Source organism: Treponema sp. OMZ 805 (genome assembly GCF_050937395.1).
GTDB lineage: Bacteria > Spirochaetota > Spirochaetia > Treponematales > Treponemataceae > Treponema.
Map to the genome: position 1 here is coordinate 99,526 of NZ_JACCLP010000002.1, position 12,300 is coordinate 111,825.

Annotated in this window: 9 protein-coding genes; 7 read left to right on the top strand and 2 right to left on the bottom strand. The window is 47.5% G+C overall.

The features are described 5' to 3' along the window. Positions 1-383: 383 nt before the first annotated feature. Complete coding sequence (gene lon, locus HGH47_RS02235; RefSeq protein WP_414162749.1) at positions 384-2,819, bottom strand: endopeptidase La; 2,436 nt, start codon at positions 2,817-2,819, stop codon at positions 384-386. 63 nt (positions 2,820-2,882) lie between these two features. Between lon and HGH47_RS02240 the strand changes: the two genes are divergently transcribed. The 4 genes from HGH47_RS02240 (at position 2,883) to HGH47_RS02255 (ending at position 8,330) form a co-directional block, all read left to right on the top strand. After that, the gene (locus HGH47_RS02240; RefSeq protein WP_212565479.1) at positions 2,883-3,638 is read left to right on the top strand and encodes a ParA family protein; all 756 of its coding nucleotides are present in this window, start codon (positions 2,883-2,885) and stop codon (positions 3,636-3,638) included. Further along, positions 3,631-4,638 (top strand): ParB/RepB/Spo0J family partition protein, encoded by a 1,008-nt coding sequence (locus HGH47_RS02245; protein WP_432910058.1) that lies wholly within the window; start codon positions 3,631-3,633, stop codon positions 4,636-4,638. The genes HGH47_RS02240 and HGH47_RS02245 overlap by 8 nt, the downstream gene beginning before the upstream one ends. Before the next feature lie 22 nt (positions 4,639-4,660). Then, positions 4,661-5,776: an Mbeg1-like protein gene (locus HGH47_RS02250; protein WP_432910061.1), complete on the top strand. Its 1,116-nt coding sequence runs from the start codon at positions 4,661-4,663 to the stop codon at positions 5,774-5,776. A gap of 457 nt (positions 5,777-6,233) precedes the next feature. Next, positions 6,234-8,330 carry a methyl-accepting chemotaxis protein gene (locus HGH47_RS02255; RefSeq protein WP_432910064.1) on the top strand — a complete coding sequence of 699 codons (2,097 nt, stop codon included), beginning with the start codon at positions 6,234-6,236 and terminating at the stop codon, positions 8,328-8,330. Positions 8,331-8,354: 24 nt separating this feature from the next. On the opposite strand, the gene HGH47_RS02260 is transcribed toward HGH47_RS02255, so the two are convergent. Beyond that, entirely contained in the window at positions 8,355-8,801 is a 447-nt protein-coding gene (locus HGH47_RS02260; protein WP_432910067.1) for a Fur family transcriptional regulator, read from the bottom strand. A gap of 251 nt (positions 8,802-9,052) precedes the next feature. Between HGH47_RS02260 and HGH47_RS02265 the strand changes: the two genes are divergently transcribed. The 3 genes from HGH47_RS02265 (at position 9,053) to HGH47_RS02275 (ending at position 12,299) form a co-directional block, all read left to right on the top strand. Further along, positions 9,053-10,351: a S1C family serine protease gene (locus HGH47_RS02265; RefSeq protein WP_212565475.1), complete on the top strand. Its 1,299-nt coding sequence runs from the start codon at positions 9,053-9,055 to the stop codon at positions 10,349-10,351. A gap of 12 nt (positions 10,352-10,363) precedes the next feature. Next, positions 10,364-11,770 carry a DNA repair protein RadA gene (gene radA, locus HGH47_RS02270; RefSeq protein WP_432910070.1) on the top strand — a complete coding sequence of 469 codons (1,407 nt, stop codon included), beginning with the start codon at positions 10,364-10,366 and terminating at the stop codon, positions 11,768-11,770. A 304-nt stretch (positions 11,771-12,074) separates the two neighbouring features. Continuing rightward, positions 12,075-12,299 carry a YdbC family protein gene (locus HGH47_RS02275; RefSeq protein WP_212565473.1) on the top strand — a complete coding sequence of 75 codons (225 nt, stop codon included), beginning with the start codon at positions 12,075-12,077 and terminating at the stop codon, positions 12,297-12,299. Position 12,300 lies beyond the last annotated feature (1 nt).

Sequence of the window (12,300 nt, forward strand, 5' to 3'; positions counted from 1 at the left end):
GAACCACGGACATCCGTGACGGTTCTGCTACGTTGAGCATTTATTTTTGCGTAGCAACGAAGTAGATGCCCTTCCGTAAGCCTTTTGAAATAGACTGTTAAGCAGTTGTACATCCGTGTACCTCTCTACCGATGTACGTCCATGTACATCGGTAGAGGACAAGTTTTGTTCCAAAACTTGTTTCTGACTTATTCCCCGCCCATCCTTGGGCGTTCTGATACGTTGAGCATTTTCAGAAGCTGCACGCGGTATACAACTTTTCCGTAAGCCTTTTGAAATAGACGGCGCAGATACGAGGCGCAAGCACAAATTAACCGCAGGCGTATCTTTGATACGTTGAGGATTAATTTGTGCGCAGCAACGAAGTAGATGTGCCGTATATTTCAAAAGGTGTGGGGGAAGGCACATTGTATAACCTCCTCCATCCTAGTAACAGGATGGAACTGAATGCCTTTCTTTATGTGCTCGGGGATTTTTTCAAGGTCGCGGATATTCGCGGCAGGGATGATAATCTCCTTGATGCCGTTGCGGCGGGCGGCGATGGTTTTTTCTTTTAAGCCGCCGATTGGGAGTACCTGACCGGTCAGAGAGAGTTCGCCGGTCATGGCGAGCTTCGGTTTAATGACTTTACCGGACAACAGCGAAAGCAGCGCAACAGTCATCGTGATGCCGGCGGAGGGGCCGTCTTTGGGAGTTGCGCCTTCCGGAATGTGCAGGTGGATAACGTGGCTTTCAAACCACTTGACGCTTGCAATACCGTGCGCATCGGCAAAGTGGCGCACCCATGTCCATGCAATCGAGGCGGACTCCTTCATCACATTACCCATCTGACCGGTCAGGCGGAACTGCCCCTTGCCCTTATTCGATAAGGCTTCTATCAGCAGCGTATCGCCGCCCATACTCGTCCATGCAAGCCCGATCGCCGTGCCGGGAACTTTTGCGTATTTGATATCGTCGTCGCGGAAAATGGGTTTGCCGAGCATCTTTTCGATTTCGGCGGTATCGGGCGCAAATATGTCTTTTTCGCCGCGCTCGCCGGTAACCAGCTCAACGGCGATTTTACGGTGGAGCTTATCGAGGTTCTTTTCAAAGTTGCGTACTCCCGCCTCCCGCGCATAGCCGTTCGCAATATGCAGCAGTATCTGCTTGGAATATTTCACCTGCGTTTTCTTTAAGCCGTTTTTTTCAAGGCTTTTCGGCAGCAGATAGTGCTTTGCGATTTCTACTTTTTCAGAATCGATATAACCCGCGAGTTGAATAACTTCGGCGCGGTCGAGTAGCGGGCGCGGAATACCGTCAAGCGTGTTCGCCGTCAGGATAAATACGATATGCGACAGGTCAAACGGCAGATCGAGGTAGTGGTCGCGGAACGAAACATTCTGTTCGGGGTCGAGCACCTCAAGCAAGGCACTGGATGGGTCGCCCTGATAGCTTTGCCCCATCTTATCGATTTCGTCAATCATAAAGACCGGCGCCTTTGTTTTCACGATTTTTAATCCCTGCAAAATTTTGCCGGGCATCGCGCCGATGTACGTTCTGCGGTGACCTTTAATTTCAGCCTCATCTCGCATACCGCCCACCGAGAACCGGAAAAACGGTTTATTCATCGCACGGGCAATCGACTTGCCGACACTCGTTTTACCGACACCGGGCGGCCCCACCAGCAAAACAATCGAGCCCTTCGTATCGTTTTTCAGTTTCCGCACCGCAAGGTATTCGATAATCCGCTTCTTTACATCCTCCAACCCGTAGTGATCCGCATCCAAAACTTTTTTCGCTTCTTCTATATTATACGCTTCCGGTTCGGGAGGGTTCCACGGGAGTGTCAGCGCGGTTTCAAGATAATTCCGTCCGACAATGTACTCAGGCGAATTCGGCTCGAGAAACTTGAATTTTTCAAACTCGGCTTCTATCGTCTCTTTTACTTCACCTTCAAAATGGAACGAGTCGATCAGCTTGCGGAATTTCTCTTCATCGGCATCCTTTGGATCGGAACTTAAGCCCAGCTCTTTTTTGATACTTTTGAGCTCTTCATGCAGGAAGTATTCGCGCTGATTTTTTTCAATCCGCGTATTCAGATCTGCCTGAATCTTCCGCTGAACATCGAGCAGCTCTTTTTCTTTTTTGATATGAACAAAAACCTTTTCCATCCGTTCACGGACGTTGATGGTTTCCAATATCTTTTGCTGATCCTCTTTCGGAATATTCAGAATGCTGGCAGTAAAGTCCGCAATCTTTCCCGGATGGTCGATGTTGACAATGTTGAGCCGCATCTCTTCCGTAAAGAGCGGGTTGTTTTCGGAAAGTTCTTTCATCTCTCCGATCAGTCCGCGGAGCATCGCCTTTACCTCAACCGTATTCTCTTCTTCATCTTCGAGATACTGAACCGCTACGACAATCGGTTTTTTCTCGTTGACAACTTTGCGGATTTTGAACCGCTTCAAGGTTGAAATAAGAATATTGATACCGCCGTCAGGCAGGTTGATTTTTTTGATAATCCGCGCAGCGGCTCCTATTTGATACACATCGGAGGCGCCCGGCTCTTCCGTCTCGTTTTTTAACAGCGAAAGGCCGATAAAACCGGTGCTGCCGTACGCTTCTTCGACGGAGCGGATGTCGTCGGCATCGTTGAGCAGCAGCGGGGTAAAAATCCCCGGATAAATAGGCCGACCGTTCAGCGGAATAAGATTGATTTTTTTAGGCAAAAGCTCTTCGATTGGAATAACCGCCTTTTCTTCTTTCTGAGTTGATGTATCCACCTCGTTCGGCGTATCTAAAGTCTTTGAAGTATCTGAATTCATAGCTTTAAATATCGTCATTATTCAGCGAAAAGTCAATAAATGCCCTTTTATCTCTTGAGGAAATGCGGTATACTGCCCCGTATGGGGAAAAGTATCGTTTTTGTTAACCAGAAAGGCGGGGTAGGGAAGACCACTTCCGCCGTCAATATCGGCGCATACTTTGCACAGGCAGGGAAAAAGACGCTGCTTGTGGACTTTGATCCGCAGGGTAATATGTCGTCGGGTGTCGGGATTTCCAAAAAGCAGCCGAGTATTTATGATGCGCTTGCCGGAAAAATCCCTATTCAAAAAACGGTCAGACCGACGGCGGTTAAGGACTTGTATGCAATCCCCGCTGATATCAATTTATCGGGCGCCACTATCGAATTGGTTGATCAGCAATCCCGAGAATTTTTTCTCCGCGACAATCTCGCGCTCCTGAAAGAAGAATATGAATATATTTTAATTGATTGCCCCCCGTCGTTGGGAATTTTAACGCTGAACGGGCTTGCCGCTGCGGATGAAGTGTTTATTCCGCTGCAGTGTGAATATTTTGCACTTGAGGGGTTAACGCTCCTTTTGCAAACCGTTAAAAGAGTGCAGGAAAAAATCAATCCCCGCCTTAAAATCGGCGGTATCTTTTTCACGATGTACGATTCCCGCACAAAGCTCGCACAGGAAGTTGTGCAGCAGGTTACCGCCTATTTTAAAGACCGCGTATGCAGTACGATTATCCCGCGCAATGTCCGCCTCTCCGAAGCGCCCTCCCACGGGCTGCCCATCTGCAAGTATGACGCTTCCTGTATCGGCGCCCGCAGCTACGAAAAACTTGCTCAGGAGGTGCTTGACCGTGCCTAAATCTGCACTGGGCAAAGGACTCGACTCCTTGCTTCCTCCCGATATCACGGATTTGTGCTCAAACGATGCCGCTGCACAATCTTCGGATGTACAATCGGATAGCGGTTTGTCTGTAATGCCGCAGCAGAATGTGATGCGAGGAGAAGCGGCGCAACAAGCCGGTACTCAAAATCGCGCCGATACTGTCGGTTCCGCTCCGATTGAGCTTGACCCCGCGCTATTAAAACCCAATCCGTTTCAGCCCCGCCGTACTTTTAATGAAGATAGTTTGCAGGAGCTTGCCGCGTCCATCAAAGAACACGGGATTATCCAGCCGATTATCGCGGAAAAAAACGGCGATGACTACTATATTATTGCGGGAGAGCGGAGAACGAGGGCGGCGCTTTTAGCGGGGCTTACGCGGGTACCGGTCATCTTCCGTGAATTTGAAAATAGCAAAAAGCTTGAAATTGCGCTGATCGAAAATATTCAGCGGGAAAATCTCAATCCGATTGAAGAGGCTAAGGCATATCAGGAGATTATGCAGCTGTCCAATCTTAATCAGGAGGAGACCGCCAAGCGGGTAGGGAAGAGCCGATCGGCAGTTGCCAATGCGATGCGGCTTTTACAGCTGCCCGACGAAATGCAGACAGCGCTCGAAAAAGGCGCCATCACCGCAGGTCATGCGCGGGCAATTCTCTCGCTCATCAATCCGGCGGATCAAACGCTGCTATTTACCCGCATTACGGAGCAGGCTCTTTCGGTGCGTGACGCGGAGATGCAGGCGGCTCAGTTGAAAAACGGCAGCCGTACCGGACAGAAAAAATCAGCGCAGCAGCCGGTAAGCCGACCGGATGCGGATGACGCGCAGCTTGCGGTCAAGGATATTGAGCAGCAATTTATCGATGCGCTCGGCACAAAGGTTGAAATTAAAGGCGATCTTGAAAAAGGTATCGTGTATATTTCGTACTTTTCGCAGGCAGACCTTGATGCGCTCTATAATAAAATTGCTGCAAAATAGCATTGCAGGAACATAACAGTCGATGGCAAATCTTTCCGATTATGTAATCTGGCGCGGCGATCTTCCTTTTGAGGCGCGTCCCTTCAATGCGATAGATGCGCTGGTACTGTGTCAGCTTTCTTACCTTAACTTTTTCGATATTGTTTCCGCTCAATTTGATGACGGTATTACGCTGCAGGAAGCTGCGCATCTCTATGCCGCCGATTCTACGCGCGGAACCCCCGAAGAGTTCGGTGTGTTTATCAATCCGCTCACTGCCGATTTACTTAAAACTGCTGCGGAAACGGAGCGCTTCGGTTCCATTCTTTTAAAAGGCTTTGTAAATGAAATTGATCGCAATGCGGATAAGCAGTTCGCAGCAATAACTGCCATACTTCCAACGGGGTGTGCCTGTGTTGTCTATCGGGGTACGGACGATAGTATAATCGGATGGAAAGAAGACTGCCTTTTGAGCCTTCCCGACCCCATCCCCTCTCATGCTTCGGCGGCGGATTATCTTTCGGCAGCGGCGGAAGCGCTCGGTATGTGCGGTATCGAAAAGCTCTCCATTGCGGGGCATTCCAAGGGCGGAAACCTTGCGCTCTATGCGGCTGGGACTGCCGCCGCTTCGATACGGGAGCTGATTGAGCGGGTGTTCTGTTTTGACGGTCCCGGTTTTGCGTTTGATATCGAACAGCGGAGCGGATTTCAAGCGATTATCCCTAAAACCGCTTCTTTTATTCCGCAGTCGTCTGTCGTCGGCGTGCTTTTATCCTATCTGCCGCATTATACCGTTATTGAAAGCGCCGAAACCAACACCTTCTGGCAGCATGATGCGTTTTCTTGGCAAATTAAACGAGATGAGTTTGTAACCTATCAGCAAGGGCGGACAAAGGAAAGCTATTTTGCGGAAAAAACCATGCGGGAATGGCTTTCTCACCTTGATGATAACGAGCGGAAAGAATTTATCGAAACATTGTTTGCGGTTATGTTCGGCACCGGTGCGGAAACAATGAGCGAATTAACCGCCAACGGACTTGCTCATTCGCTGCACATTTTAAAAGAGCTGCACACGGTAGATTCCGAGCGGCGGAAAGAGCTGTTTGCCGTTATCAAGGCCTTTTTCGGCGCCGTTTACACGCATTTCCCCTATCCGTAATTCTTAATTTCAAAAGCGAACATAAAGCGGATAAATTCTTCGTGACAGTTTTGAATATAGTTTTTATACACTCTGTAGGACTTCTGTAGCAAATTGCAAGTCGTTAAGATCATGCTATTTTATCTATTTTGTCTACCCGGTTCCGCTTAGGCAAGGGGGATACCATCTCTCTTTTCTGTCCAAGAAAAAGCATTTTTTTGCTTGACTTTTGAGGGGGGGGGGGGGTATTATAGAAGAAGATTTATTTATAGCGGATACCTGTACTTATCCGTTACAGTAAGGAGAAATTTATGGGAAACCTCTAAAACCTGAGATTTTTAGAGATGTTCTATATAGCATTCTAATAGCATTATAGACTTTGTTGCGAGGGGGGATATCTTTTAAGACCAATACGGCTTTTAAAAGATATCCCCCTGACACATTCGATCAGTCTGCTTAATTTTTAAAGGAGATGTATATGACGTTACGTTCTAAACTGACACTTTCAATGGCACTGACGGTTTCTATTGCGGCATGTGTTATATTAGGGTTTTCGGTTTTTTCTGTTCGCCAATTAGTTGAACGACAATTTTACAAAGGCGTTCCGGGAGTTTTATCGATGGCAAGCATCGATTTACAGTCCGATTTATTGTTCGGATATTCTCGTTCAGAAGCGTGGGCAAATAATCAAATACTTATTGATTGGTTGGACGATGGTACGCCTGAAGGCGAAAGTAAGAATGCTATTATACGTCGTCTTGAAGAGTTTGCTTCTGAAAAACGTATTATCTCTTCTTGGGTATCAAGTACACAGACAAAAGATTATTATATAGTGGACGCAAATAAAAAGGTTCATTATTCCCTCTTGAAGGAAAGTGAACCGGCGGATGCATGGTTTTTTAAAACGATAAAGTTGAAAGAAAAAGTAACATTCAATATCAACAAAAGCAAAGAGACCGGTGTGATGGGGTTGTGGATCAATGCACACGTTTATAATCAAGAATCAGAATTATTAGGGATTGTTGGCGTAGGGCTTGATCTTGACGAATCGGTTGAGACAATGAAACAAACACTACCGTCTGCACATTCGATCCTATTTGTAACGGATGAAAATGATAATATCGTTATTTCGTCAAATAATGAAAGTTTTGGCGTATCATTAAAAGAATATTTACCGGAAACGATGAATGAGATTCCGCAATATCCTGATATAAAAACATGGAAAGATGGAAAAAGAGGCAAGATGATATACAGCGGACGACAGATTGCAAATCTTCCGTATAATATTGTATTTATTGCGCCTGTGGATGATTTTTTACCCGGTATGTTTACCATTGCAGAAATCCCACTGCTTGTAACAATCATTGTAATAGGAATATCTATTTCGTTGCTGTATTTTTCAATACGAAAAACCGTAAGCAAACCATTGAGTAATACTGCTTCTGCGCTTAAAGATATTGCTCAAGGAGATGGGGATTTGACATTCCGATTGCCAATTCATGGGAAAGATGAAATAGCGCTATTATCTGAATATTTCAATAAAATGCTTTCAAAAATTGCGGCGTCTATTCACCAAGTCGGAACAAACACGAGCATAATGAAAGAAGTAGGTAATGAACTTGCATCTAATATGACAGGAACGGCGAGTGCAGTACATGAGATTAGTGCAAACATCGATGAGGTAAAGCAGCAGGCGATAACTCAAGCAGCAAGCGTCACTGAAACAGCTGCCGTTATTGAAGAGATTGTTCGTACAATTACACAACTGAATGCCGGTATCGAGATGCAGGCGACAAGTGTCGTGCAATCTTCTTCATCGATAGAAGAAATGGTTGCAAATATCGCATCAATCGGAAAAACGCTTGAGAAAACAGACTCTGTTATCAAAGAGCTTACCGCTGCAACCGGTGACGGCAAGGCAACAATTGTTACCTCTAATACTGTAACACAGAAAATCGCAGAAGAATCGGGTTCTCTTTTGGAAGCATCAAGTGTTATTCAGCACATTGCATCGCAGACGAATTTACTTGCAATGAATGCTGCAATAGAAGCTGCTCATGCAGGAGAAGCTGGAAAAGGATTTGCCGTTGTAGCAGACGAAATCCGTAAGCTTGCCGAAGATTCTGCAGCACAAGGCAAAAGCATTACCGCTACATTGAAAATGTTATCAAGTGAAATTGAAATGCTTTCTGCTTCGTCAAAAACTGTTGAAGAAAAGTTTAATGCGATCTTTAATCTTGCAGAGCAGGTAAAAGCCATGAGTACACAGGTTACCGAATCGATGCAGGAACAGGAGAATGGTAGTAAGGAAGTACTGGCAGCTATTAAGAGCATTAATACGGTAACGGTTGAAGTGCAAACCGGTTCGGAAGAAATGTTGAAAGGCGGAGAAAAAGCTTCGCAGGAAATGCAAAAACTCGACAATCTGACTTGTGTTATCACGGAAAGTATAAACGAAATGGCATCGGGAGCTGCACAAATTAATAATGCCGTGCAGGAAGTGAATGCAATTACACAGAAGAATAAACGGAGTATTGAAAATTTGGCTGAAGAAGTTTCAAAATTTAAGGTATAGGGAACCTCTAAAAATCTCAGTTGTTTAGGGATGCCCTATAGTATGCTGCGCTTCCTCTTCAGCTTTGCAGGCGGGGCAAAGACCGGTAAGTTCTATACTGTGTGATGTCATGGTAAAGCCCGTTTCGGATAAGATTTGGTCTTCTAAATCGTGAAGCGGACAAACGGCAATATCGGCCGAAGCCCTGCACTTACTGCATACAATTCGGTGGTGATGTTCTGTTCCTTGCTGAGATGCAATCTGAAAATAGGCTTTTCCGTCAGGATGTATGCTCTTTGTTACAAAATTGGATTCGGCAAGTGTATGCATTGTTCGATACACCGTCGATAAGTCAATTTGCAGCTCCTCCCCGCAGGCTTCATGCAGTTCTTCGACAGAGAATGCCTTATCTTTATCTTGAGATAAAATACTGATGATCAAGTTCCGTGCTTTTGTTTTGCGCAACTTCTTTGTAACAAGCGGGTTTTCCATACTTTTTGTGTCCTCCGTACTATCGATTCGATAGATCAATTGAGAACCTCTAAAAGCTTGAGTTTTTAGAGATGTCCAATTATACAGGAGAATGTTGTTTTTTGAAAGGGCAAAAACTCAGCGTTTGTCCTGATTCTTTTCTATTGGCGGGTAGGCTTTTTTTTTGTATATTTATAACAGAAACTGCTAAAAGCCGCAGTTTTTTAGAGGTTTTCCTTAGAATACCGGTATAATTTTTAAGAGGGGCGCGTATGAAGCTTTACACTAGAAGACAGCTGATTCTTTCTGCAGCCGTTATCGGCTGTTTTATTGCGCTTGCTGCTTACGGGGCAGGCTTTTATTTAGGGCATGGAACGAATACACCGCAGGGAGAGGCCGCAGCCGAGCTTGAAGCATTGGCTGAAAGTAACAGTGCCCTTGCGCAGCAGAACGGCGTCCGGAGTAGTAGCGCCGAAAACAGCGGGAGTGTGGGTGTTTCCGAATCGGCGGAGCAGACAAGCCCGTATCTGACCGCTGCCGCGGAACCGGCGAGCCGTTACACCGCAGAAGAAAAGCAAAATATTTCGGTGTACGAAAATACCAATGATGCGGTTGTCAATATCACCACGGAAACGGTCGGGGTAAACTGGTTCCTTGAACCGATTCCGCAGGAAGGTGGTTCCGGCTCCGGTTCGATTATTGATAGCCGCGGCTACATCCTTACCAACACTCACGTTATCGAGGACGCGACAAAGATATTCGTATCTCTCTCGGACGGCAGCCAATACAGCGCAAAGATTATCGGGGTAGACCGTGAAAACGATCTTGCGGTGCTCAAATTCGACCCGCCTGCAAACACTCAGTTGACGACGATAAAATTCGGCGATTCGGATGGACTCAAGGTGGGACAGCGGGTACTCGCAATCGGGAACCCCTTCGGCTTAACACGAACGCTGACGGTCGGTATTGTGTCCGCCCTCGGCCGCCCGATCCAAACCGATAAAAACGTTATCATCAAAAATATGATTCAAACCGACACGGCCATCAATCCCGGCAACTCGGGCGGACCGCTCCTCGATTCCGACGGCAGGATGATCGGTATCAATACGATGATCTATTCTACGTCGGGTAGTTCCGCAGGCGTCGGCTTTGCGGTGCCCATCAACACGGCAAAACGGGTAGTATCCGAGATTATCAAGTACGGAAAAGTCCGCCGCGCTTCCATCGATGCGGAGTTGGTACAGCTGAACGCGTCGATTGCAAACTATGCAGGGTTGTCGGTGCAGCGCGGGCTATTGGTTTCCCGCGTTAAAAAGAACAGTAATGCCGAAAAGGCGGGGCTTCGCGGTGGAGCAAATGCCGTCCGCTACGGTATTGGGAAGCGCGCTGCGGTTATCTATCTCGGCGGCGACATCATCACCGAAATTGCCGGTCAGGCTGTCAGCAACTTGAGCGAATACTACGCTGTTTTGGAAGATAAAAAACCGAATGAGAGCATCGCCGTAACGGTGCTCCGCGGAAATAAGACCGTAAAACTGACGCTTACCCTTTCCGAACGGAACGATGAATAGGTAACGAAGGGGATGGCAAAAAAGAAGGCCGGCGGGCAGATATTCCGGTGCAGCTCATGCGGGTACAGCCAGCCGAAATGGCTCGGGCGCTGTCCCGGCTGCGGCGAATGGAATACCTTGGAGGAGCAATTCCAAGAAGCGGACTTTACCCCCGGCTTTGCTTCGAGCGCCGCTGCCGGGCGGCAAACGGACGAAGCGCATCCCATCCCGCTTGAACAGGTTGAGGTACACGATACCGTCCGCATTACAACCGGCATTTCGGAATTTGACAGGGTGCTCGGCGGCGGCGCGGTAAAGCGCTCGGCGGTATTGATCGGCGGCGAACCCGGTATCGGAAAGTCAACATTGCTCTTGCAAGCGGCAGCTGCAACAGCAGCCGGCGCGGTAGGGCAGCGGACGCTCTATGTGTCCGGTGAAGAGTCCGCCGGTCAGATACGCGGTCGTGCAGATCGGCTCGGCGTTCCGCTCAAAAACATCGAACTACTCTGCACCAATTCGGTAGAAAATATCGAAAAAGTATTAAATAATCTCAACCCGCTTATCGTCATCATCGATTCGGTACAAACGCTCTTTTCCCCGCAGGCGGGAACCATCCCGGGCACGATCAATCAGCTCAAATACTGCGCCAACGAATTGGTGCAGTGGGTAAAGGAGCGGGATGCAGTGCTCTTTCTTACCGCTCATGTAACGAAGGAAGGCGTCATCGCAGGGCCGAAGGTTCTGGAGCACATGGTCGATACTGTTATCTCTTTTGAGCGGAACGAAGATGATGTGCGATTCCTCCGCGCCCTTAAAAACCGTTTCGGTTCGGTAGATGAGCTGGGGATTTTCAGGATGGATGAAAAAGGCTTGGCTGCCGTACAGGATCCCGCCGCGCTTTTTATCATTCAGCGGCAGGGTGAGCTTCCTGCAGGGTCTGCAACCGTGCCGGTGTTTGAAGGCAGCCGTGTATTTATGGTAGAAATTCAAGCGCTGACGGTACCCGCTAAGGGCACGATGACGCGCGTATTTTCCGATAAGGTAGATTCCGCACGGGTAAGCCGCGTCGCCGCCGTACTGGAAAAACGGATAGGCTTGCGGTTCTCCGATCAGGACATTTATATCAATGTTGCCGGCGGCATCCGGCTGCGGGAACCGGCAATCGATTTGGCCTTGGCGCTTGCGCTTTACTCTGCACGAACGGATATCCCCGCGCATAAAAACGAAGCGTTTATCGGAGAACTCAGTCTTGCCGGTGAGATTAGACCGGTACGCCGCTTAAAGCCGCTGATTAAAACCGCACAGAGCCTCGGCTTTACCCAGCTCTACGTTCCGGCAGCCGCCGGCGACGGCGATGAACCGGAACCTGCAATACAAGGCATATCCCGCGTAGAAAACCTCGCCGAAACAATCAAGCGCGCGTTCGGTACCGGAAAGTAATCTCCACATTTGTCCAAGATAAATTCATAAAGCGAGTTTCTGTTGCAACGAGTATAAAAAAACCGCTCCAGGAGTATGCAAGATGGAGCGGTTTAAAAATAGAGTATAAATCATTCACACTTATCAATACTTTTTACGAACGCCTTTGACTTATAGCAACCTCCTTACAAGAAACTTCTTGTATGATGGTATGTTAGCAAAAGATTACATTTATGTCAAGCATGTATAACAAAAAAAGTAAAATAATTTTTGTTTGCTAGCCCTATCGATGAGATTATGCTATAACACATACATGGAGGGAATTATGGCGGATGAATTTAGCTATGAAATTACTCAAAAACATGGGGTTCTTTCTACTTCAAAAAGCGGATGGACGATGGAATTAAACTCGGTGGCATGGAATGGGCGCAACCCCAAATACGATCTCCGCAGTTGGTCTCCCGATCACGAAAAAATGGGAAAAGGGGTTACGCTTACTGCAGAAGAACTGGCTGCGCTCAAAGCGTTATTGAACGGTATGCAACTGTAAC

Bases quoted from the DNA above. Each gene is read 5' to 3' on its own strand.
- HGH47_RS02265 (WP_212565475.1), top strand. From the start codon at position 9,053: ATGAAGCTTTACACTAGAAGACAGCTGATTCTTTCTGCAGCCGTTATC.
- HGH47_RS02255 (WP_432910064.1), top strand. From the start codon at position 6,234: ATGACGTTACGTTCTAAACTGACACTTTCAATGGCACTGACGGTTTCT.
- HGH47_RS02240 (WP_212565479.1), top strand. From the start codon at position 2,883: ATGGGGAAAAGTATCGTTTTTGTTAACCAGAAAGGCGGGGTAGGGAAG.
- radA (WP_432910070.1), top strand. From the start codon at position 10,364: ATGGCAAAAAAGAAGGCCGGCGGGCAGATATTCCGGTGCAGCTCATGC.
- lon (WP_414162749.1), bottom strand. From the start codon at position 2,819: ATGACGATATTTAAAGCTATGAATTCAGATACTTCAAAGACTTTAGAT.
- HGH47_RS02275 (WP_212565473.1), top strand. From the start codon at position 12,075: ATGGCGGATGAATTTAGCTATGAAATTACTCAAAAACATGGGGTTCTT.
- HGH47_RS02260 (WP_432910067.1), bottom strand. From the start codon at position 8,801: ATGGAAAACCCGCTTGTTACAAAGAAGTTGCGCAAAACAAAAGCACGG.
- HGH47_RS02250 (WP_432910061.1), top strand. From the start codon at position 4,661: ATGGCAAATCTTTCCGATTATGTAATCTGGCGCGGCGATCTTCCTTTT.